The sequence below is a fragment of the Colwellia sp. E150_009 genome (assembly GCF_053543955.1).
Map to the genome: position 1 here is coordinate 1 of NZ_JBHFOM010000061.1, position 23,501 is coordinate 23,501.

Sequence of the window (23,501 nt, forward strand, 5' to 3'; positions counted from 1 at the left end):
ACTTGATGGGAAATCGATTTGGGCCGAAAAGAATTTAGCTCAAATCTAAGCTGACAAGGCACCCTAAAAATCGGGTAACTGTCAGATCAGGTCTGAGCTACTACATCTTAATTAATAACCCGTTTATCTTCAAAGCCCAGCATAGCTGGGTTTTTTAATGCTTTTATAAATTGATTTAAACTTACAATTAAAATCAACGTTGACAAAATTCAAACAAGCGTTTAACTTCTTACTAAAAGTTATTCACTCATTAATTAATTTTATATGTCAAAAACACTTATAAACTTTGTGCATGCTAACGGCTTTCCAGCTGGAAGTTACCAAACATTCTTCAATTATTTTCCAGAGCAGTATCAAATTATAGCCCATGAAAAATATGGTCATAATACCCAATACCCTGTAGAAAATAACTGGCAACCTTTAGTTGATGAGTTGATTGACTTTGTAAAAAAACAACTAGAAGCTCACCAAAAAGAAAGTGTAATAGGTATTGGACACTCTTTTGGGGGGGTTTTATCTTTTATTGCAGCTTGTCAACAACCAGCATTATTTAAAGGTTTAATTATGTTAGACCCCCCTGTAATAACAGGAAGTACTGCATTTGCAATGAAGTTCATCAAAAAAACACGACTTATAGATAAGTTTAGCCCATCAGGCAAGGCCTTAGTAAGAAGAACGTCTTGGCCATTGAATACGGACGTAGCAAAACTGTTCGCCAAACGCTCATTATTTAAAAATTTTGATAAACGGTGTTTAGCTGACTATGTTAAACATGGAATAGTAGAGAAGAATGAGCAATTAGAATTAGCTTTTTCTGCACAGGTAGAAGCAGACATATTCAGGAATTTAGCTGAAAACTTGTCTAGCTATAAAAACAAGCTACAGATGCCTGCAGCTCTGATATATGCTGAAAACACTGATGTATGTCCCCACAGCTTTTTTAAAAAATTTGCTAAATTAAATAAAAACATTCAATTGACAACAACACCCGGTGGGCACATGTTTCCGCTTGAACAACCAGAGAAAACAGCAAATATGCTCACTAATATTTTGGAACATTTCCAAATAGAGATAGAGAAAAATTAAAACAAAATCCTACTATAATAGCTAACATAGCAAAAAATTGACGGTGAAAAAAGTCAAGTATCAAAGTAAAACATAGTGATTAAAACCTATCAACACAGTTAACTTATTAGAAATAATTAACCTTTATATTTTAACAAGTTAACTAGACTAAAAATCAAAAGCACACGTCAAAAAACCAATTGGCATAACACTTGCTCAATCTTAAATTATAAAAACTATTTAATTGTAAAGGTTGATTATGTACTTTCTAAGTGTCAGATATTTGAATTGCGTTACGATTAGAAATTACCTGTGTTTATTATGCAGCATTTTTTTATTCGCTTGTAGTACGAGTACGACAAAGCATATTAGCACGCAAAATTATTCAGAAAATAATTATTATATTGATGACTATAGTTATTCAAATGTAGAATTTTATAATAGAAAACTAACAGACATGAATCAAAATACTCAACAGAGTATACCTCATTCTGATCATCATTTAATGATGGCCCTTTTAAATAGACCTGTCACTGCAGATCAAGCCATGATGATCGCTTTTGAACAGGAAAGAATAAACTATACAGGGGCTTTCGCAAATTACGGCGTTGAAATTAAAGGTAATAAACATAACAACAAAGTAGGTTATCGAGCTAATAATCTTTATAGTGATCTTATTTTACATGATATCAATGCCGTTAACATCACTGCACCTAATTAATTTTCCATTCAAGTGCATTGAAAACCTGCTGCCACTGCTCATCAAAGTGAGCATTGATTATTAATTTCTTTCGAGTGATTGGATGAATAAAACTTATAGATTTAGCAATAAGCATTAAACGTTTAAAACCAAAATGTTTAATAAAAAAAGGATTTTGTTTATTATCGCCATAATTAATATCACCAATAATAGGGTGACGTAAATGTGCTAGATGACGGCGAATTTGATGACGCCTTCCTGTAATAGGCGCTAATTTCACTAGCGAATAACGTACACTGTCAAATTTACCTAGGGCAATTGGCAAAGTTGCTTGCTTGATCACCTTATAATAAGTCTGTGCTAATTGAGATGCTTTATCTCGACTAACATACTTATCACCCAATTTATCTAGTTTTTCTTTAAGTGCATAATCAACCAGATTACTCTGTTCTGTTATTGGCATATGACCTCGCACTAAAGCATAGTAAATTTTGGTTAATTGTGTTTTATTAATGAGATCTGCTTCACACATGGGATCAATTCCTGCATTTGCCTCAACGCCCTCTTCAGTTTTTTCAGTAAATGCTGTATTCATCTTTTGAGCTACTTCTTTAGTTAACGCAAATAACAACACGCCAGACGTTGGTCGATCAAGTCTATGAACAGGATATACATACTTACCAATTTGATCTCGCACCAACTGTAAAGCAAAGTAAATTTCATATTTATCCATAAAGCTGCGGTGAACAAATAACCCAGCAGGTTTATCTACTGCCACTAAATATTCATCTTGGTAAAGAATAGTTAGTACAGGTTTTTCAGGAATTAAAGTATTTAATTGAAAGGACATAGTTATATTTTAAATTTTGCTAGATAAGCACATTATCTCTATAATGGCGCACAGACTCAATTCTTCTTTACTTGGTTAACTATTTTCCATTATGGACACTATTTCACAGTTACTTCACTCTTCAAATTCTCAATTTCGCATTTACGATATAGGTCGCAAGATAGATAAAATACCGAAAAAACAATTTGAACAAATAGAACTAAACCAAATACCCTACCCTACCCCTTCACAGGGGCATGCTTGTTTTGCCGTTGTATTTTGGCAAAAGCAATCACCGCAACCTTTTATCTGGTTATTGAAACTACCACTTGACGAACGTGGTTTATTGAATCAAGGCGCGCGTAATCATTTTATTGCCATCATTATAAAAGCGCTTGGTAGTGACTTAACACAAGATACCGATGAGCAACAAACAGAATTACTTAAAAATAATCCGTATTTATTTACACTTGCACAATACAAGTTAGCCGCATTAAATAGTAAAATTAAGTTTGAGTTAAAGCAGAAAGCAAGTGACTATTTTACATTATTTTTAACCTACCTTAATAAGGAAACGGATTGGAATAATTGGAAAGATATTGGCGTTCAAGGTATCACTGACTTTGCTGTGCGCATTAATGAAAATAAACATAGTCAAAAATTAATAAATGCTCTACCTCATATGCCTGCTGAAGTATTATTCCCCTTATGTAGCGCATTAGAAAACGAAGTATTTTCAAATGAGTTAATTGACGCTTTATTAAATTTATTACAAAAGACATTGAAATCAGTTGAAGACAAACCAAATGAAACGCTAATTCAAACACAACAACATCTACTTCGTAGCTTAGCAAGTAATTGTAACCATATACACGTTAAGACATTCATTAATACACTTTTAGAGCAACAATATATACCTCCTGAAATACTCATCACACTTTCTGGTAGATGTTGGCCTACATTAAATGAAAATAAAACATTAATGATTTACTTTGAACACTTGGTTCTTTGTAAAGATACCCCATTGTTTAATAGTATATTTAAAGATTTAGTATCAATTCCAAGCATCCGTCCTATTGTTTTTGAGTGTATGCGTTCTCCAGAACGTAGCAACGAGTTGTCACATGCTATTGGTCAACTATTTAACTAGCTCTTACTTTATCTAATATTGTGACACATCCTATAAAACACTAAAGGTTACTTAAATCACCATGGAAAATATTTATTATCTCTTATTAATCTGTTTACTTTGTTGGTATTTTATTTATTTAAGAAAAGTATCTGAAGCAGCATTTGTTCATGCAAATCGATATTGTGACCAGAACCATTTACAATTTATTGCTATAGCAAGACGCTCAAGCCGACCACGCTTTAACACAAATCAAGGAATAATATGGTTTAGTCTATTTGATATAGAATTTAGTGGTGATGGGGAGTCGAGTAATTGTGCAACATTAAGCTTATATGGATTAAAGTTAAATAACATTGATATTCCACCTTATCGAGTACATTAATAATTATTATATTCAAGTTTTTAAATTATAAGGAGATATAGTGCAGTTTTTAAAGTCACTTTTTTGTTTGCAAGGTATTGATAATAGACCAAGATTCTTTGCTATTTGTAGTAGCATATATTTACTGTTTATTATGTTATCCCCTATTTTTTCAGACAATATTTTTGTTTTTATTCTGTTTTTAGGGCTTTTCACGGTAATACTTGCTTCTACAACCCTAAGACGAATACATGATGCTAAACTAAATGGAAAATGGTTAATAGCACCCTGCCTAACTTTTATACTAATAGCATTACCCTTAGTATTTTCTGAACAGAATAGCAGCCATTATCTAGTTATTATTCCCGTACTTTGCTCTGCGGTATTATTAACTTACCCAAGTGCTAATAAGCTTAATTTTATACTAGGCTATTGTGGCCCAGTTGATATGCAAGAATACCAATCAGAAGCGGCTCATCACAAAAAAACAAAATTTCGTATAGAGCCAACACTTATTAATACTAATCCAGAAAGCCTCGAAAATACTAGCCACTCAACTTTTCAGGCGCATGAATTTGATAAAAATGATTATGTACAAGATCAAGCCACATTTAAGAAGCCAAATGATATTGGCGAAACAATACGCTTAAAGTTACTAACTAATAAAAAAGCGCAACTGATTATCTCTACTGTAATTGGCTTAATACTGATTGCTATTGCAACCTCATGGACAGTAAAATTCTTTAATGGGGCTAATAATGTAAATGAAATCAAGCTAAAGCAACCATTAGTCAACTTTAACCCTTTGTTTGTAAGAGAACACCCTTTAGCTATGCCAGATAATTATACTTTGTACTTGTCAAAACATAAAGGAATCAGTATTCATTGGGAAGCTGATGAAGTTAAGGATACTACTTTATGGTCACAAGAAACTGCACAAGGGGATGCAAGCTGTAAAGAAATCAGCTTTAATAAGGGCGCTCCAATAAGAACATTATCAGTACAAGTGGAAAGCAGTGCCGATGAAGAAGGTAATAAAAACTATTTTGCTTATTTTTCACCACTAGACAGTAAAGCACTTATTCAAGCACTAGCATTTGGTAACAACTTTACATTATGTGGCTATGATTTCTCATTAAAGGGAAGTCAAGCGGCTTTAGGAAGAAATGAAGAATATGCTCAATGGGTGGATTATTAGCCCCTGTAAGATTTTGTATGATCCTGTAGCATATTTTGTATAACTGCCAAGTTTAAATAATATCCATCAAACGGTCTTAGAGTTCAATAACAAATCCTTATAAGACCGTTGTCACTTTTATTCATATATTCAATTATTTACTTTTTTTTATGATTAAACCCTATACCTTCAGCAAATAGTTGCTCATAAATACTTTTCATTGCGATGGTATTTTCTGTTAAAGAATCATTCCATTTACTACGCTTTTCAAAGCCTAAATCACTAATTTGATAATAATAATCAGGGCTTAACCCCCCTACAGCTAAACATGATTTAGTGCACGATAACCCGCACCCATCAATAGCAATAATTGGACGCCCTGAATGGGCTAATTCCATAATAGGCTCTACTTTGCCAACAACACCTGAAACACATGACATTTCTGCAATTCCATCACCATCAAGGTTTAGTGATATATTATGTGCCATTTGAGCTAAATTAGAACAACCTGAGCAAGAATACACAATAGGTTTTTCTTGTGGGTCTATTTGTTCATTAGGTTTAATTTCTGACACAGTGTTTGTCTCTCTTTGCTTAAAGTAGTTTAGATCAAAAGGGCGTTATAATTACATTAACGAACCATATAAAATCCCGATCATTCGATTCTAGCAAGACAAAATAAATCGGTTTTGATTTACATCAACCTTTCTATTATTCACTTAAAATTTGTTTTTATAACTCAGTTTTAAGAGCTATTTTTTAGACTTAAGCTTAAGTACTTTACGCGCAGGTTCACTATTATTGCTACTGTTAGCTGGATTATTATAGATGGCACTAGCATTAGGCCTTGCTCCCTCAATATACTGGTCTGCTAACTTACTTTTAGCTTTATGCTTATGTTGAACTTTGCTTTTATAATTATTACTGGCAGGCGGAGTTTTTTCTAATTTTTCGGTTCTAGCAACATGATATTTTTTATCTATTGCTTGTAGCAAATTGCGCAGCACTTGATCTTTACATTCTCGGTAATGTTTGTGTTCTACTTTTCTTGAAAAAGCACTTAGCTCAGCTTTATTTAAACTAAACCCGACACTATCGAGTAATTCAATCAATTCTTCAGCTTTTAAGTCAAGTGCTATTTTCAATTTTGTGAGGATAATATTATTGGTTAAACGCTTCTCAGGCAAAGCTTGGGAACCTTCTTTTTTACCACGTTTATCATTAATAAATCCATTTAAAAAAGACGCTAAATCGACGTCTTGGCAACAAAGATAATCTATATCATTATCCTTTTTAAGCCATCGACTCACTTGCTCTCTAGTAACCGCTATGCCAGCAGATAAAAATATGGCTGCCATCTTTTTATCGTTATAGTTAAAAGTATAGCGCAATCGACGCAGCACATCATTATTGTTCAAATTTATTCCTAATTGGGAAAAGTATTAAGTAAGATACTCTATTTTAGCAGCTTTACACTGATATTAAAATCGAGGATAACAGATGAGATATAAGTAAAATATTGTTTATCAAAAAACAAAAAACGAGCAAAAGCTCGTTTTAAAAACAAAAATTGCTTGATGAGCAGCTTATTTACCTTCACCACATTTTGTTTTGGCTTTAGCTTTGCTTTCACCACACTTACCTTCGCCACACTTCATTTTGGCTTTAGCTTTGCTTTCACCGCACTTACCTTCGCCACACTTCATTTTGGCTTTTGCTTTGCTTTCACCACATTTGCCTTCACCACACTTCATTTTGGCTTTGGCTTTGCTTTCACCGCATTTGCCTTCACCACACTTCATTTTGGCTTTGGCTTTGCTTTCACCACATTTGCCTTCACCGCACTTATCTCCTTTAGATTCAGCAGCAACAATAGTAACAATGTCTTGAGTGGTAAACGGGTTTGTTTCAGCTTTAACTACATTACTAGCAAAAAAGGCAAAAGCCAATAAACCAGTAATAACAGTTAGACTTGATTTTTTCAGTAAATTCATGGCATGTTTCCTTATTATTAATTACAAATACCCACAATAGTATTAATTTTATTACCTTATAGATGGACCAGTATATTAGTATTAAAATTTCAAATATTATTTAATTTTGTCTATAGTAATGAAAAAGCCAGTATTCCTGCAAGGAATATCTGGCTTTAAAACAATAAACTACTAGGTCTATTTAACTAGATTGAGATATTTTTACGTCTAGCAGTATCAACAATAAAACCTTTCCAACCTTTAGCCGCTTTACGTGACTTTGGATCATCCATTGCTTTATTGATAGCCGCATAGGCTTCTTTATATTTTTCAAGATAAAAATAAGATTCTGCAATACTCATATAAATACGCCCCTTATTTTTAACTCCTAGTTCTAATGCTTTATTCAACGCTGGAATTGCTTTAGCAAACTGTTCATCCTGCTTTAATAACATACCTTGCTTGCTATAATGTTTGGCTTCGCCTGTCATTTTAGCTAACTCACCATAATATTTAGCAGCTGTACTAACATGTTGTGCGGCATGCCATGCATTTGCTAACGTTGAAATATTCTTGTCATCTCTTTTAACTAAACCTGAAGCAATATGTTTTTCTAATAACTTCGCAGCTTTATATGGCGATTCATTAGAAGAATATAAATTTGCTAACGTTTTAATTTGAGATTCTTTTTCAAGAAAGCCCTGTTTATAAGCTAGATCAAGTGTTTGTAATGCTTTAGGATAATTCTCAACAAGCAAATAAAACATTGATAATTGTGTCCACCATGTTTTATTTTCAGGGAAAATTAAAATAACCGTTTCCAATACATCAATCGCTTCTTTATACATTTTACGTTCGTAATAAGAAGTTAACTTCAAAATGTACGGATTTTGATTCGGTTTATCCCCAAAGGCAACGATGGCTTTATCAGCAGGAACAATCATTTTATCTAATTGTTTCAACTCATAATTGGCTTGCGCTATTTTAACCCAAGTGCCTCCATCATCTTTACCAGTAAAGTCCATCCAAGCATAATAATTACTTAAAGCACTTTTATAGTCTTTGGTTTGCATTTGTAAATCAGCTAATAACTTTAAAGCTTCACCATGATCTCCTTCATTAAGAATATCAGGTGCAATTGCTTCTTTAAGGTATTTTATAGCATCTTTTTCGTGATCGCCCTTAGTTGCATACATCACTGCAATAAAACGCGATACATAGGCTTTGTCATAATCTTTATTGGCATCAATATCCTTTAAAATAACTAAAGCACCATCAATATCATCAGCTGTATACGCTTCGAAAGCTTTTTGAACTTTCTTACCGACAGATGGGCCAACAAGTTGCGTAGGACGTTTTTTCTTTTCTTCTTGTGCTGCCGCAATCGCATTATCAGCAACAACTAATTGCCCTGTTAAAAGCGAAGCGATCACAACTAAAGAAGTTGATGCTTTAGTAAAAGAAAAGTTCTTAAGGTTAAATTGTTTAAACATAACTACTTCCCTCCGTCCATTTTAAAGTCTAATTGAACAGTTAAACCTGGTTGTCTCATAGGTTTACCTTCAACAACTTTTGGTTTGTACTTCCACTTTCTAAGTGCGCGTTTGGCTTCTTTATCAAAAACACGTTTAGGCTGAGCTTCAATAACTTGAACATCTTCAACACCACCAATTTCGTTGATTGTAAAAGAAAGTTTAACCCAACCTTCTTTACCATCTCGGGCTGCTTGAATAGGATATTTAGGTTCTATTCGTACAATTGGTGTTGCATCACCGTCTCTACCAAAACCAGCACCTGGTGCCGATAAACCAGTTGATGCACCAGCTAACTGAACACCTGGCATATTAAACTGCAATCCGCTAGTGTCGTTACTTGCTTCAGGCTCAGGAGTCTGTTGCTTTGGCGGCGCTTTGGGCGGCGGCGGCGGTGGCGGCGGAACACGACGACGTGTCTCTGCAGCAGATTTTGGCGGTGTAGTATTTACTTCCACGATTATATTCTCTTGTGCCTCTTCCTTGTTTCTATCACCGCTAGAAACAAGGAAAGCCATAAAAGCAAATAAACCAAAGGTAACCACAGCGCCTAGTAGTATTGATACTAAAAAGCGTCCCATATTCTACCCCTTCGCTGCAGCAATGGAGATTCTAAGACCACTTCCTGCTTCTTTGATTGCATCCATAACTTTTACAACAACACCGTGTTTGGCATCTTTGTCAGCTTGGATAATAACAACATCAGTTGGTTGTTCTGCAAGTAATTTTTCAATCCTTGCACCAACACGTTCGATGTCAACACGGCCTTTATCTAACCAAATTTCACCGTTATCTTTAACAGCAATAAAGATATTGGCATTTTTTTGTTTAGTTTGCTGTGCAGCTTTAGGTTTATTTACTTCAATACCTGCTTCTTTAACAAAAGAAGTGGTTACGATGAAGAAGATCAGCATGATAAATACGATGTCAAGCATCGGTGTCATATCAATTGCTGCTTCTTCGTCCTCACGAATTTTTTTACGTGCCATGAAAATATCTCTCTAGTGATGAGGTAAACTGTCAACCAGTTTAGCCTTTGCTAGTTTAACTTGAGCGTCTAGTCTTGAACTAAAAAACACGCCAGATAATGCTGCTACCATTCCCGCCATAGTTGGGATGGTTGCCTGCGATATACCTGCGGCCATTAAACGCGGGTTACCTGTACCTTGTTGTGCCATTGTTTCAAACACCCCAATCATACCGGTCACTGTTCCCAACAAACCGATCAAGGGACACATTGCCACTAATGTTCTGATGGTAACCATACGCTGTTCAAGCAGCTCGTTTGCTTCGGAAATCCAAGTCTCTCTAATACGATGTGCATACCAAGACGTTGTGTCTGAGCGTGCATCCCAACGAGAAACAATATCATTTTTCATCGCTGGGTAGACTGCTGATAGGAACCAATAACGTTCTATCATCATTATCCACATCAATAAGAGTGCAAAGGCAACAACGTAAAGCACGTTCCCGCCAGTTGCAATAAAACCCCTGACAGATTCCCAAAGCTCTATCAGGAATAACATTATTTAGACTCCTTCTCAGCAATCGCAGCAATTAAGCCCGCACTTTGCTCGTCTAGTTTTTGTAAAACGCCTTTCGCTTTACCAGCAACAATTGAATGGATAAGAATAAGTGGTAATGCACAAATCAAACCTAATGCTGTTGTAACTAATGCTAGTGAGATATTACCAGCCATAATTTTCGGGTCACCAGTACCAAACAAAGTAATTGTTTGGAATGTCATAATCATACCGATTACTGTACCTAATAGCCCCATTAATGGTGCGATAGCAGCAAACATTTTAATTAAGTTAACACCACGATCTACTTTCGGTGTTTCACGTAAAATACCTTCATCAAGTTTCAACTCTAATGTTTCAGCATCTACTGATTTATTATCATGGTAAATTTGAAGTAAACGACCTAATGGGTTATTAGCGTTTGGCGTTTCAAGATTTTTTTCTTGTGCTTTAATTTTAGCGCTCATGCTGCCTAAAACGATCAAACGTTCAAGGGCAATTAAACAACCAATAATTAAAAGAACAGTAATAGCGTAACCAACTTCTTTACCTTCATGGAAGAACTCTTCTAAGGTTTTCTTACGTGTTTCAAGTGATAAAATACCACCACGTGAAGGATCTACATAAACACCAGTATAACCTGAAGTTGAATTAAAGAAGTTAGTTGCTGTGTTGGCAATATAGCCAGCAGGTTGCTTAGGTAACGGTTGAACTTGACCAACTTCATCATTGTACGTTAAGTAACCATTTTCAGAAACTAAGTTAAAAGTACCTAATCGAGTCACTGTCTCTGTAGATTTAGAGCCATCTAAGTTAGTTACTTCAGTAGAGAATTTTGAAATTTTACCTGATTGAGTCATTTCAGTTTGTAAAGCAAACCATAACTCTTCGAGATCTTCCAATGCTGGAATTTCTTTGGCGTTAGCAATGCGGTTCAATGCTTCACCACGACCAGGAAACTCAGCACTTACAATTGAAGTAGCGATCTGTCCGTATGCACCTGCTGCAGCTGCACGAGAAACACCGAACATTTCACCTAAAGTACCTGTTGCATTGTCAAGCTCAACTTCTTTTTGTGCTAACGTAATTTCATTTTCAGCATATTCTTTACTTAAACGTTTGTTACGTGCGTTTTGATCAGCTAGTTCTTTTTTTGCTTTATTTAACAATGCTTGTTTATCAGCACGTGCAGAAATAAATTCTGCTTCACGTTTTTTATCAAGTTTTGCTTCAGAAACACGATCAGCTTTAACTTGTTTTAATAAATCATCTAACTGATTTGCTTGTGATGATGCAACTAATCCAGCGGTCATTATTGCTGCTAGCGTTACAAAATTAATAACTTTCTTCATTATTCTGCTCCTGCTGCAAATACTGGTAATTTAGTTAAATCCATTGGAAGTTGTTTACGTGCCATCGCAATAGCATCTTTAACAGGTTTTAAGTATTCGTCACTTAACTCTTCCCATGCACGGCTTTGATTATTCCATAACCAAGAACGTTTACCATCTAAAGATTGTGCAACAAAAGCGATTCGCCCCATATGAACAAAATCAGCTGTTAAGGTAGTGCCACCAAAGTCCATCTCTGCTTGGTAAGCATCAAATATTGTACCGTAGCCAGCTTCGATCTCATATGCTTCAAGCACTAAACGAAATTGCTCTGACGTTGTAACATTTGAATTTGTCATCACTTCGCGTAAATTTTCAACACGCTCTTTACGACGTTCGATATTCATTGGTACATCTAAGTCAATAAACTTTTCTAAAGTGTCGATCATCTTGTACATTAGTGGTACAACACCTTGTTTAATCTTATCAATACCATTAATTTGCTTTTGTAATGATGTGATATTTGCATTTTGATCATCAATCATACGTTGAACGTGATCGTTATAGCCACTTAGTACCTCAGCTTCATCAACAGTATTACGATATTCAGCTAGAAGCTCTTGTGTTTGCTCGTAAAGTGTATTGATTTTTGCTTGTGATTTAGCTGATTGCTTAAAAATTTTAGCTTCAGCATTTTGAAGGTCTGATAATGCATTAGCGGCAGCTATATTACTACCTGTTAATGCTAGTGCGCCTACCATCGCCGTGGCGATAAGGCTTTTCTTACTTACTTTGGACATAGTTCCCAACCATTGCTATTTAAATTTTGATAACAAAAAATTTTGTTACCGCAAATATAAAAATCTGTCGTTTTGTTATGTGTAACTTTTTATGAATACAACCTATCGATAATCCCAAATGACAATCAAACTGTCAAGATAGGAATTCTAAAGTTATTTATTTTTTTCTAGTAATAAATAAAAAATATCACACAAAAAAGATGAAATATTGACATTAATAAACCATTTCAAATATAAAATATGGTCTTTTTTGATTATTACTTAAGCAAAATAGCCTAAAATCAGGCATAAATATTTTGCTTTGCATGTTTTACTAATTCTTTCGTAGCAAGTCAACTTTAATTTGCCTCATACGCTTATTTAAAATACCGATACTGTATTCACAAATGCGAAGTGATGTTTTTATAGTGTAATAAAAAAGCAATGTGAGAATTTATCAATACTTCAACGTGAACAGCAACTCTGATAATTCGGGCTGCCACTGAAAACCCAAAAGACTTATTTTATTTTTAATAAAAACGACTTGCTCCTCTTGTAATAGTTTTTTTTGTTTATTAAACAGATGATTTTCTACTGGAAATGAAATTTTACCTTGTGAATTTATAACACGATGCCAAGGTACTATCTTTTCTTTCCAGCCTGATTTAGGAACTTTACTGAGTGCTTTACCTACCAATCTTGCTTTGCCTGGTAACCCAGCCAAATCGGCTATTTGTCCATAACATGCAACTTTTCCCTGTGGAATTTGTTGTACAGTTTCCCATATTTGCACATATTTGGGGTTAATATCATGCTGTATTATTTTCAAGAAGATAATGCCTTCTCTGTATAAATGAGGCATTATAATAACAGTGTAAACACACTATTTGTACAGACTCTGACTATAAAGGTATTAAATTATTTATGAAAATTTGGGTTGATGCCGATGCTTGCCCGACGGTGATAAAAGACATTTTATTTAAAGCCGCTGAGCGCACAAAAATTCACACGACATTAGTCGCTAACCATCACTTACGAATCCCACCGTCAAGTGTAATACATTTTATGCAAGTTGGTTCAGGTTTTGATATTGCCGATGATGAAATTGTAAAAAGAGTAGAAAAAAATGATTTAGTTATTACTGCAGACATACCTTTGGCGGATGAAGTGATCAGTAAGTCGGGTATTGCGCTGAGCCCCCGGGGAGAGCTTTTCACTAAAGAAAATATAAAATCTCGACTGAATGTTCGTGATTTTATGGATACGATGAGGGCAAGTGGTATACAAACAGGAGGACCTGCCGCCTTAAATCAAAGTGATAGACAAAACTTTGCCAATCACTTAGACAGGTTATTAATGCGTTATCTAAAAACACAATAATGACAAGTTACTTTTTTAATAATATTTTTTTTATTTCTGCTAATTCGTGCTCAAGCTTTTCAATTTGAGCCCTACTTGCAGGTTCTCCACCATCGCCTGTCTCTCCATGTTGCTCTGCACGATAGTTTTCATGCTCTTGGCTCATCACCTCAAGTACTGTCCCTACCATCATATTTAAAAATACAAATGCTGTTAAGAAAATAAAACTTAAATAATACATCCAACTAAGCGGGTGTACTTCCATGGTTTCATACATTATATCGGTCCAATCTTCAAAGGTTGCAACACGAAACAATGTCAACATTGAAATTGAGACGTCTCCCCATAACACGGTATTGATTTGATGAAAGAACATACTCCCCACCGCTGCATATATATAAAAAATCACAAACATTAACAATGCAATATAGCCCATTCGAGGGATAGCTTTTAATAGTGCATTTATCAATAGACGTAACTCTGGCACCATAGAAACAAGACGTAATACTCTAAATACTCTAAGTAAACGAGCTAACAAAACTCCTGAACCACCAGTAGGAATTAAACTACCGATAACAATAACGGTGTCAAAAATATTCCAGCCACTACGAAAAAACTGTTTTTTATTGGGACTGGCTAGAAAACGAATAATGATTTCAATAACAAAAAATACAGTCACACCGAAATCAAGCAAAGTCAGTATAGCCATTGTATTTTCAGAGAGATTATGAGTTTTTACGCCAATGAGTAATGCCGAAAGCAAAATAACGGCTATAACTACCCCTTGAAATAACTTACTTGAATCAATTTTTTTTAAACGCTTTTGTGCGCGAAAAACAAAACGTGCCATATTATCGATTTATACCTACTGCTTGATCGCTAACATAAGGGTTAGTAAGACGTTCAACACCAAAAGTACTCATTGAGCCATGCCCTGGAATAAAACGCACATCATCGCCTAATGGGAAAAGGTTATTTCGAATAGAGTTAATTAATGTTGCGTGATCTCCTTTAGGAAAATCAGTTCTACCAATAGAGCCTTGAAATAGAACATCTCCTACTTGAGCAAGCTTAGACTCTCTGTGGAAAAATACTATATGACCTGGTGTATGACCTGGGCAGAAATATACTTCAAGAGTAATATTGCCAAATTTTACCGTATTCCCTTGTTCTAAAAAACGATTTGGAGTAAAAGATTCAGCATAAGAAAAACCAAAACGTTGCTTTTGCTCTTCAATTAAATCTATCCAAAACTGATCTTCTTTATGAGGGCCTTCAATTGCCACATTATAATGTTTTGACAGTGTATTAGTTGCTCCAGCATGATCAATATGAGCATGCGTTAGTAGCACCTTATCTAGAACGAGTTGGTGTTTTTCAATCGCAGCAATAATTTTTTCAATGTCACCACCTGGATCTACCACAACGGCTTTTTTAGTTTCATCACACCAAAATAAAGTACAATTTTGCTGAAAAGGGGTTACAGGAATAATTTCGTATTTAAGCATGGATAATCTATCTATAAAACTCAGTCTAAAATTTGCCAGATAATAACATAACTTTTTATTAAAAAGCTGCAGAAAAAACATTCATTTGTTACTAACAAAAGTTATTAACTCTTCCCCTTGCTCCTTTAACTAGGTAAGCTCCCCTTTTAACTATATATTTACTCAACAATTATAAATTTATGTCATCTTCAAGCACATCTCGTGATTCTTTTCATTCTCGTATTGGTTTTGTATTAGCAGCTGCTGGCTCTGCCATAGGTTTGGGTAATATATGGGGCTTTCCAACTCAAGCAGCCAATAACGGCGGCGGTGCTTTTTTATTTGTTTATCTTGTTGTTACACTCTTATTAGCATTACCTGCATTATACGCAGAAGTATATATAGGTAACCAAGCACAACAAAACCCTGTTGGAGCGTTAGCACAAGCTTGTGGAGAACGGTTTAAAAAAATAGGTCACTACGCAGGTATTATTGGCCTAGTTGGCGCTATCATGATGTTAAGTTTCTATACTATTGTTGCAGGCTGGATGTTAGCTCATGCATTAAGCGCACTTTTAGAACTTTTTGGTTTTATTGACATTGCTACATGGCTGTCTACCTCAACCACACTTCGCAATATTATTTTTACACCTATTTTCATTGTATTAGGTGCAGCAATAATTCATCAAGGGGTTCATGCCGGTATTGAACGATGGTCTGGACGTTTAATGCCTATATTACTACTTATGCTAATTGGCCTTATTATTTATATTTTACAGCAAGATGGTGCATTAGAGGGACTTACCTTATATCTCATTCCTGACTTTTCACAAGTAACCAACCCTAAATTAATCATTTCTGCCATGGGGCAAGCTTTCTTCTCACTTTCAATTGGCGTTGGTGGTATGATGGTTTATGGCTCTTATATGAAAAAAGATCAGGATATTGGCAAACTAGTTATCTCTATAGCCGCACTTGATACAATCATTGCATTCTTAGCCGGGTTGCTCATTATTCCTGCTTTGTTTGTTGCACAACATGCTGGTCAAGAAGTTTTTGCTAACGGCCACCTTATTGGTGAAGGCCAACTAATTTTTCAAATTTTACCAACGCTATTTAGCTCTATGGGCTCTGTTGGGTTAATTGTTGCATTTGTGTTTTTTACTTTATTGTCTATTGCCGCACTTACCTCAACTATTTCAACGACAGAAGTACCTGTAGCCTATTTAGTTGAAGATAAAAAAATTAATCGTAATCGCGCTACATGGTTGGTATCAGGTATCGTTTTACTAGCAAACATAATGCTTATTACCTTTTTTGATGTTTTATTTGGCTTAGTTGTTCAATTATTAACAACAATATTACAACCACTAATGTCATTATTTTATTTCATTGTTATCGGTTGGGTTTGGCAACGAGGTAACAGGCTTACAAATGTAGCTACTTTACAAAACAATGCAAAGTTAAGATTTTTCGGATTTTACTTACGCTTTATATGTCCTATTTTACTACTGATAGTATTTATTAATGTTGCTTTTTAAAGAAAAAGTAAACGGCTTACTCTATTTTGTATAAGTCTTTTTCTTCTTCAATAAGTTCGACTTTTTCAATTTTTTCAAAGCGGTTGGAAATTTTATCTGCTGATGTATGAATTTGTTTAACATCAACAGCAGCCTGATCAATATGTTTTGCCAAATTGGCAAATCGACTTTTAAAACGGTCAAAATCTTGTCCCAACTCAGAAAGATGCGCTTGAATAATATGTATTTGTTTTCGTGTCGCTTCATCTTTTAAGACAGATCTTGCTGTTGTAAGAATGGCCATAAGAGTTGTGGGAGAAACTAGCCAAACTCGCTTTTTATTCGCATAATCAACTAAATCGCTTTGATGTCCATGAATTTCGGCAAAAACAGCCTCTGCTGGAATAAACATTATCGCCCCATCAGCAGTTTCATTATCAATTAAATATTTTCCACTAATATCATTAATGTGTTTTTTAATGTCAATTTTAAATTGTCGCTGTGCTGCTTTTCTATCTGATTCAGCTAACTCAAAATCCATCATTTTACGGTAACTTTCTAAAGGAAATTTTGCATCAACAACTACATTGCCTGTTGGATCAGGTAAAAACAGCACACAATCGGCAATTTTTCCATTTGATAAAGTATGTTGTAGTTTAAAACTTTGTTCTGGTAAAACATTACGAATCAAGCCGCTCAGTTGAACCTCACCAAAAGCACCACGAGAGCGCTTATCATTTAATACTTCTTGTAGGCTTACCACATTAGTTGATAATTCTGTAATCTTCTTCTGCGCATCATCAATCAGCGCCAAACGCTGTAAAATATCGCTAAACGTTTTAGTTGTTTTTTCAAAGCCTTCGCTTAGACGTTTTTCAACCTGACCACTTATATCCTGCAAGCGTTTATCGGTTGCATTGGTTAATATATCAATACGTTTTGCCATTTGTTCACTACCTTGTATCAATGACTTACTTAGCTCTTCACGATTTGCTTGTGTCGTTGTATTTAAATGCGTAATTAACTGCTCAAGTGTTTGATTTTGGTTTTGGCCTAATGTTTGATTAATTTGTTCCTTTTGACTGCTCAATTCTCTTAATAATTTTAGTCGAAGGTCAGCCATTTGTTGTTCAAACGCATTTGTTAATTGTAATTGTTGCTTATCAAAAAGTTGAAGCAAAATATTGTTTTGCGAAGACGAACTTTGTTCAACCATAGTGGTTAACAAACTAACTTTCTTATTTTGCTTTACGTTTTGCCTATAAACGCATAACAGAGCCAACAAAAGTACAACAACAGTTAAACAGATAATAAAAGCAATAAATTCAGATTGTTGAATAAAAACTGACATGTAAAAAAACCTAAATACTGTAAATATAAACAGTTATTTAATCATAACTTACACTTTGCTACTAGTTATTTAAGTCGATTTTTGTATTGGGTTAATAGCCTTTTTACCAAAATTAGTGATAAAATAATCGTATTATATATTTCAAAGTATAGTAATTGTAGGGATTCAATCCATACGGTTACTATTTGTTGATCGCGCGAATACGCATACATTGGTAGAGAAAAACATGAAAACCCATTTCGATGAATTATTAGATTTTCCAACAGTACTCAACTTTAAAGTGATGGGTATAGCTTGTGATGAATTGCCTGACTTGATCATTGCAGAATTACAAAAACACACACCCGATGATTATACTACTAAGATAACACCTAGTTCTAAAGGTAATTATCACTCAGTTTCGATACCTGTTACCGTTACCAGCAAAGTGCATATAGAAATGATTTATAAAACGCTAAATTCAATAGAGCAAGTACGTTACGTTTTATAATTTACCTTATATAATTTTCACCATCAGTGAGATTTATCGTGTCTGACTCCGTCATAACCCAGAACAAACATAATTTAATCATTCGTCAATTAGATACCATGGATTACAGTAAAGTTTGGCATGCCATGCAAAACTTTACTGATGAACGTGATGAGAAAACTGAAGACGAACTATGGCTAGTTCAGCATCCACCCGTATTTACGCAAGGACAAGCAGGTAAAGAAGAGCACTTATTAATGCCTGGCGATATAGAAGTAGTTAAAGTTGACCGTGGTGGTCAAGTAACCTATCACGGTCCAGGGCAGCAAGTCATTTATTTTATGATTAATTTGCGTCGACGAAAAATGGGCGTAAGACAATTGGTCACGTTAATTGAGAATGCTATTGTGTACTCACTCAATGATTTTGGAATAAAAGCCTATCCTAAACCTGATGCCCCTGGCGTTTATGTTGATGATAAAAAAATAGCTTCATTAGGCTTAAGAGTTCGAAAAGGATGTTCTTTTCATGGTTTAGCACTCAACGTAAATATGGACTTGTCACCTTTTTTACGCATAAACCCTTGTGGTTATGCGGGGCTTGAAATGATACAAACGTGCGATATAAATGGCCCACAAAATATAACTGATGCATGTAATGCATTAGTCAAACATTTAGTTACTCTGTTATCAACAGACGAAGTTAAATACCAAACAGGATTACTGAGCAATGATGAGCAACAATATGCCAACTAACGAAATGCCAACTAACGATAGCACAGTAACAGAAGCTAATTCTACGGTAAAAAAACCAACAAGAATGGCTCCTGGTACAAAACTCCGCGATGCTGACAAGCTAGCTCATATCCCTATTAGAGTCGTAAGCTCTACTAAAGAAGATATGTTGCGTAAGCCTAGTTGGTTACGTATCAAATTGCCACGTTCTAGTGATCGTATTGATAGTATCAAAGCTAACTTACGCAAACATAAATTACATTCAGTGTGTGAAGAAGCCTCGTGCCCTAACCTGTCTGAATGTTTTAATCACGGCACAGCTACCTTTATGATATTAGGTGATATTTGTACACGTCGTTGTCCATTTTGTGATGTTGGCCATGGTAGACCATTAGCAGTAGACACTGACGAACCTAAAAAATTAGCCTTAAGTTTAAAAGATATGGCATTAAAGTATGTTGTCATTACTTCTGTAGATCGTGATGATTTACGTGATGGCGGTGCACAACAGTTTGCTGATTGCGTAAAAGAAATCAATGAACAAGCGCCTAACACCAAAATTGAAATTTTAGTGCCTGACTTTCGTGGCCGCATGGATAGAGCATTAGAGATACTCAATCAGCACCCTCCTCACGTATTTAACCATAATTTAGAAACTGCACCTCGTTTATATACAAAAGCACGACCTGGGGCTAACTACCAATGGTCTTTAGACTTATTGAAAAAATTTGGTGAAGCCAATCCAAACGTTACTACTAAATCAGGGCTAATGGTTGGACTAGGTGAAACCAATGAAGAAATATTGCAAGTAATGCGCGATTTACGCAGCCATGGCGTTACTATGCTAACAATAGGCCAATACTTACAGCCGAGCAAAGATCATCTTCCAGTAGAACGTTATGTGCATCCCGATGAATTTAACATGTTCCAAGAAGAAGCTGTAAAAATGGGCTTTGAACACGCTGCTTGTGGGCCACTTGTCCGTTCTTCATACCATGCCGACAAGCAAGCGGCGGGCGAAGAAGTAAAATAAATCCAGCTTTACAACCACATAGAAACTAAATGAATATTGTGTAATATTTAATAAAAAGCTAAAAGGAATTCCCTTTTAGCTTTTTATTGCAGCTTGATTGATTAATAGCCCCCCTAATTTAACATTCAACTTATCCCTTTGTAGCCGAGACTCCCAACCTTAAGTTTAGTTACCATTTTTGCTCTAAAACCAAGTTGCATATAAAAGCTTTCTAACCAATTTTTGTCTACTGTACAAACAAACTCCCCTTCAAAACTAATACTGCTCCCCATTAAATATTTATTAAATAATCAATAAATAAATTTACTTAGGTGTATACTTTAATTAAATTAATCAAGTTACACGCCATATTTACAGTAAACAGCGTGAAAAATAATAATTAATATATTTAACTTTGAGAGTACAAAAATATCAGCATGGATTGTAATTCAATAAAAATTAATGGCTACCAAATAAAAGAAGTGCTTGGGCATGGAGGGATGGCAACCGTTTATTTGGCTATACAAGAAAGTTTTGATAGAAAAGTTGCTATTAAAATAATGGCAGAGCAACTTTCCTCCGACGCTAGCTTTAGAGACCGTTTTTTACAAGAAGCTAAAATTGTTAGCCGATTAATTCATCCTAATATTGTTACCGTTTATGACGTCAGCGTAGTCAATAATCATCATTATCTTTCAATGGAATACATTGAAGGAGTTGATTTAAAAGAAAAACTCCATACTATTTCATTATTTCATTTAATTAAGGTTATCAAAGAAGTTGCACTTGCGTTAGATTATGCAGGCAGGAAAGGTTATGTTCACCGAGATATAAAACCTGAAAACATTATGATAAATAATGAGGATGGCCGTGCTGTTTTAATGGATTTTGGCATTGCTAAAGCGTTTGATAGTATAAGTGAAATGACCCAAACAGGTACAGCCATAGGCACACCTTATTATATGAGTCCAGAGCAAGCTAAAGGGAAGGAAGTTGATTGGCGCTCAGACATTTACAGCCTAGGTGTTGTATTTTTTCAAGTATTAACGGGACAACTTCCTTATCAAGGCGACTCTGCAGTTTCTGTTGGAATTATGCACCTAACAGATCCAATTCCCGCTCTTCCTGAATACCTCCAAGATGTTTTTCAGCCCATCATTGAAAAACTTATGGCAAAATCTCCTGAAGATAGATATCAAAATGGCGAAGATATCATCAAAGCACTAAACAATATTGCTGATGATGATTTAAGCAAGATTAACGAACAATATACTCAAGAAGGACACAGAGATAGCGGAGAACACGTTAATTATAATGTTTCTACTCCAATATCAAATTCGGGTGCTACTTCTATACGCAACTATACAAGTGCAGGAAATGAGCAAGATGATGAGACCAAGGTAATCAACCTTGCTCCTCAAGCAGCTAAAAAGAAACCTGCGGTTATTACATGGGCAATTGCTATTTCCGCTGTGGTCGTGGTTGGAATAGCAGCTTTCACATACTTTGGCCCTAAAAATGATGAAAAACTCAATGCATTAATTGAAAGTACTAAACTCATAGAGCAACAATTGATTGATGCTAAGAAAAAAGAGGCTGATGAATTACTTGCCAAACAAGCGCAAGAAGCAAAAAACGCACAAGAAGCTCAAGCAGCAGAAAAAGCACAAGCGACTCAAATTCAGGAAAGACTAGAAGCATTGTTAAAAAAAGCCATTATTCAAGAGCAACAGTTATCAACTAATTCAGATAGTATTGATGAATTATATCAAACCTACCAACTTATTTCTTTACTTGAGAATGAGCATCCTACCGTTGTTAAGGGTTATAAAAAAATTCAAAATACCTATATTGAGATGATTGAAGAACACATTCTTAATGATGAATTAACACTTGCAACAAATAAATTAAATAAAATGTTACGTGCTTTTCCTGAAATTGAAAATGACAAGCAGATAGTATCAATTAAAGACAAAATTGATACTATTTCTAATATTACTCTTCTGCTCACTCAAGCAAGTAACCATTTAGCCAATAATAATCTATCAGGAACAAATAATGAAAATGCTCATTCTTTGTATAATAAAGTGCTTGCTCTATCCCCTAATAATGAAGAAGCGAAAAAGGGAATAATTAATATTAGTAATAAATATCATCAAAAGATAAATCAATTAATTAAAGAAAAACGTTATCAAGAAGCTTTGTCATCTATTGATATTGCAAAAAATATTCATGCAGAATCAACCAATAAATTTATAAAATTACGAACCGATGTGGAAAACCACATCAAAGAAAATGAACAAGTTCAGAAAAAACTTAATGAAATAAAACAATTATTGCTAACTGCAAGTATTCAAAAAGAAAATGGTAACCTAGTAACTCCTGAAGGTGATAATGCACTGTTTCTTTATCAGCAAGTCCTACAAGTAGATGCTAGTAATCAAGAAGCAATATTAGAAATAGCAGAAATAGAAAATCAACTTTTACGCAATGTTTCTACACATATTAACGCTAATAACTTTAACAAAGCGCAAGAGGAAATCGATTTTGCCATTCAATACTTCCCAACAAGCGCAGAAGCTCTAAATCAACAATTAGCACTGAACGCCGCCATAAAAAAACTTGCAGACGCTCAAAAACCTAAAATAACTAAAACTATTATTAAAGGAACTGAATTTGCAGACATGTCAACAAAAGCAGTGCATAAATTAAAAGCTGAAAGAACAATATACGTTGGTTTTGAGTTTAGTAACTTTGGAAATAAAACTAACGTATTACAAGCTATACTTTATGCAGGCAGTGTTAGTGATAAATTAAGCACAACGGCTGTTATTTTGTCGCAAGATAAAGGTATTAAATATTTTAAAATATCTAGGCCTGTTGCAGGATTTTCAGAAGGGGGGTATTTTATTGACTTTATGTTGAAAAATGAAAAAGTTTCCAGTTATAAATTTTCAATAGAAAACTAGGGTCTGTTGATCTTTGCTGATTGTTTTTGCAGCAGTTTATTAGCCTTTTATACAAGGCAGAGCTTATGTTGTGTAGCTGTTCTACTCTAATAAGCGATAACGAAGTAGAAATGGCTAATAAACGCTGTCCTACGGATTCGTTTAAATGCTTCTTGCTCATTGTTGCAAGGAATTTACATAGAACAACTATGCTACATT

At 34.8% G+C, this 23,501-nt stretch carries 25 protein-coding genes; 11 read left to right on the forward strand and 14 right to left on the reverse strand.

Features of this window, described 5'->3' with window-relative positions; genetic code table 11:
• Positions 1-264: 264 nt before the first annotated feature.
• Positions 265-1,086: an alpha/beta fold hydrolase gene (locus ACE1OF_RS18400; protein WP_448896271.1), complete on the forward strand. Its 822-nt coding sequence runs from the start codon at positions 265-267 to the stop codon at positions 1,084-1,086.
• A 436-nt stretch (positions 1,087-1,522) separates the two neighbouring features.
• Entirely contained in the window at positions 1,523-1,786 is a 264-nt protein-coding gene (locus ACE1OF_RS18405) for a hypothetical protein (protein WP_448896273.1), read from the forward strand.
• Here the strand turns inward: ACE1OF_RS18405 and ACE1OF_RS18410 are convergent.
• Entirely contained in the window at positions 1,779-2,615 is an 837-nt protein-coding gene (locus ACE1OF_RS18410) for a pseudouridine synthase (RefSeq protein ID WP_448896274.1), read from the reverse strand. The genes ACE1OF_RS18405 and ACE1OF_RS18410 overlap by 8 nt on opposite strands.
• A 91-nt stretch (positions 2,616-2,706) precedes the next feature.
• Here ACE1OF_RS18410 and ACE1OF_RS18415 point away from each other — a divergent pair, with 91 nt between their 5' ends.
• The 3 genes from ACE1OF_RS18415 (at position 2,707) to ACE1OF_RS18425 (ending at position 5,285) form a co-directional block, all read left to right on the forward strand.
• Positions 2,707-3,744, forward strand: coding sequence for a DUF3549 family protein (locus ACE1OF_RS18415; protein WP_448896275.1), 1,038 nt, complete (start codon positions 2,707-2,709; stop codon positions 3,742-3,744).
• A 61-nt stretch (positions 3,745-3,805) separates the two neighbouring features.
• Positions 3,806-4,108: a DUF3301 domain-containing protein gene (locus ACE1OF_RS18420; RefSeq protein WP_448896277.1), complete on the forward strand. Its 303-nt coding sequence runs from the start codon at positions 3,806-3,808 to the stop codon at positions 4,106-4,108.
• Between the two features lie 40 nt (positions 4,109-4,148).
• Positions 4,149-5,285 (forward strand): hypothetical protein, encoded by a 1,137-nt coding sequence (locus ACE1OF_RS18425; protein WP_448896278.1) that lies wholly within the window; start codon positions 4,149-4,151, stop codon positions 5,283-5,285.
• A gap of 137 nt (positions 5,286-5,422) precedes the next feature.
• Here ACE1OF_RS18425 and ACE1OF_RS18430 read toward each other — a convergent pair whose 3' ends face one another.
• The 10 genes from ACE1OF_RS18430 to ACE1OF_RS18475 all read right to left on the reverse strand — a co-directional run bounded on the left by ACE1OF_RS18430 (position 5,423) and on the right by ACE1OF_RS18475 (position 13,231).
• Positions 5,423-5,839, reverse strand: coding sequence for a putative zinc-binding protein (locus tag ACE1OF_RS18430; RefSeq protein ID WP_448896280.1), 417 nt, complete (start codon positions 5,837-5,839; stop codon positions 5,423-5,425).
• Positions 5,840-6,016: 177 nt separating this feature from the next.
• A complete protein-coding gene (locus tag ACE1OF_RS18435) occupies positions 6,017-6,682 on the reverse strand; it encodes a DUF1456 family protein (RefSeq protein WP_448896282.1) in 666 nt (221 codons plus the stop codon).
• A gap of 168 nt (positions 6,683-6,850) precedes the next feature.
• Positions 6,851-7,258, reverse strand: a complete 408-nt coding sequence (locus ACE1OF_RS18440) for an HvfA family oxazolone/thioamide-modified RiPP metallophore (protein ID WP_448896283.1) — start codon at positions 7,256-7,258, stop codon at positions 6,851-6,853.
• 185 nt (positions 7,259-7,443) lie between these two features.
• On the reverse strand, positions 7,444-8,730 hold the full coding sequence (locus tag ACE1OF_RS18445; RefSeq protein ID WP_448896285.1) for a tetratricopeptide repeat protein: 1,287 nt from the start codon (positions 8,728-8,730) through the stop codon (positions 7,444-7,446).
• Between the two features lie 2 nt (positions 8,731-8,732).
• Positions 8,733-9,350 (reverse strand): energy transducer TonB, encoded by a 618-nt coding sequence (locus ACE1OF_RS18450; RefSeq protein WP_448896286.1) that lies wholly within the window; start codon positions 9,348-9,350, stop codon positions 8,733-8,735.
• Between the two features lie 3 nt (positions 9,351-9,353).
• Complete coding sequence (locus ACE1OF_RS18455; protein ID WP_242284935.1) at positions 9,354-9,758, reverse strand: ExbD/TolR family protein; 405 nt, start codon at positions 9,756-9,758, stop codon at positions 9,354-9,356.
• 12 nt (positions 9,759-9,770) lie between these two features.
• The gene (locus ACE1OF_RS18460; RefSeq protein ID WP_159821256.1) at positions 9,771-10,295 is read right to left on the reverse strand and encodes a MotA/TolQ/ExbB proton channel family protein; all 525 of its coding nucleotides are present in this window, start codon (positions 10,293-10,295) and stop codon (positions 9,771-9,773) included.
• Positions 10,295-11,644, reverse strand: a complete 1,350-nt coding sequence (locus ACE1OF_RS18465) for a MotA/TolQ/ExbB proton channel family protein (protein WP_448896289.1) — start codon at positions 11,642-11,644, stop codon at positions 10,295-10,297. Before ACE1OF_RS18465 ends, ACE1OF_RS18460 begins: the two co-directional genes overlap by 1 nt.
• Positions 11,644-12,423, reverse strand: a complete 780-nt coding sequence (locus tag ACE1OF_RS18470) for a DUF3450 domain-containing protein (protein WP_448896291.1) — start codon at positions 12,421-12,423, stop codon at positions 11,644-11,646. The genes ACE1OF_RS18465 and ACE1OF_RS18470 overlap by 1 nt, the downstream gene beginning before the upstream one ends.
• A gap of 436 nt (positions 12,424-12,859) precedes the next feature.
• Positions 12,860-13,231: an MGMT family protein gene (locus tag ACE1OF_RS18475; protein WP_448896293.1), complete on the reverse strand. Its 372-nt coding sequence runs from the start codon at positions 13,229-13,231 to the stop codon at positions 12,860-12,862.
• A 95-nt stretch (positions 13,232-13,326) separates the two neighbouring features.
• Between ACE1OF_RS18475 and ACE1OF_RS18480 the strand changes: the two genes are divergently transcribed.
• Positions 13,327-13,782: a YaiI/YqxD family protein gene (locus ACE1OF_RS18480; RefSeq protein WP_448896295.1), complete on the forward strand. Its 456-nt coding sequence runs from the start codon at positions 13,327-13,329 to the stop codon at positions 13,780-13,782.
• Positions 13,783-13,789: 7 nt separating this feature from the next.
• Here the strand turns inward: ACE1OF_RS18480 and ACE1OF_RS18485 are convergent, their stop codons facing one another.
• Both ACE1OF_RS18485 and ACE1OF_RS18490 read right to left on the reverse strand, forming a co-directional pair.
• The gene (locus tag ACE1OF_RS18485; RefSeq protein WP_448896297.1) at positions 13,790-14,611 is read right to left on the reverse strand and encodes an ion transporter; all 822 of its coding nucleotides are present in this window, start codon (positions 14,609-14,611) and stop codon (positions 13,790-13,792) included.
• Position 14,612: 1 nt separating this feature from the next.
• Complete coding sequence (locus ACE1OF_RS18490) at positions 14,613-15,269, reverse strand: MBL fold metallo-hydrolase (RefSeq protein WP_448896299.1); 657 nt, start codon at positions 15,267-15,269, stop codon at positions 14,613-14,615.
• Between the two features lie 179 nt (positions 15,270-15,448).
• Here ACE1OF_RS18490 and ACE1OF_RS18495 point away from each other — a divergent pair, with 179 nt between their 5' ends.
• Complete coding sequence (locus tag ACE1OF_RS18495; protein WP_448896301.1) at positions 15,449-16,789, forward strand: sodium-dependent transporter; 1,341 nt, start codon at positions 15,449-15,451, stop codon at positions 16,787-16,789.
• A gap of 16 nt (positions 16,790-16,805) precedes the next feature.
• Here the strand turns inward: ACE1OF_RS18495 and ACE1OF_RS18500 are convergent, their stop codons facing one another.
• On the reverse strand, positions 16,806-18,119 hold the full coding sequence (locus tag ACE1OF_RS18500) for a DNA recombination protein RmuC (RefSeq protein ID WP_448896303.1): 1,314 nt from the start codon (positions 18,117-18,119) through the stop codon (positions 16,806-16,808).
• A gap of 226 nt (positions 18,120-18,345) precedes the next feature.
• Between ACE1OF_RS18500 and ybeD the strand changes: the two genes are divergently transcribed.
• From ybeD to ACE1OF_RS18520, 4 genes are all read left to right on the forward strand, one after another.
• Positions 18,346-18,609: a DUF493 family protein YbeD gene (gene ybeD / locus ACE1OF_RS18505; RefSeq protein WP_448896304.1), complete on the forward strand. Its 264-nt coding sequence runs from the start codon at positions 18,346-18,348 to the stop codon at positions 18,607-18,609.
• 98 nt (positions 18,610-18,707) lie between these two features.
• Positions 18,708-19,343, forward strand: coding sequence for a lipoyl(octanoyl) transferase LipB (lipB, locus tag ACE1OF_RS18510; protein ID WP_448896307.1), 636 nt, complete (start codon positions 18,708-18,710; stop codon positions 19,341-19,343).
• 64 nt (positions 19,344-19,407) lie between these two features.
• On the forward strand, positions 19,408-20,355 hold the full coding sequence (gene lipA, locus ACE1OF_RS18515) for a lipoyl synthase (RefSeq protein ID WP_448896309.1): 948 nt from the start codon (positions 19,408-19,410) through the stop codon (positions 20,353-20,355).
• Positions 20,356-20,771: 416 nt separating this feature from the next.
• On the forward strand, positions 20,772-23,303 hold the full coding sequence (locus tag ACE1OF_RS18520) for a protein kinase domain-containing protein (RefSeq protein WP_448896306.1): 2,532 nt from the start codon (positions 20,772-20,774) through the stop codon (positions 23,301-23,303).
• Positions 23,304-23,501: the final 198 nt, after the last annotated feature.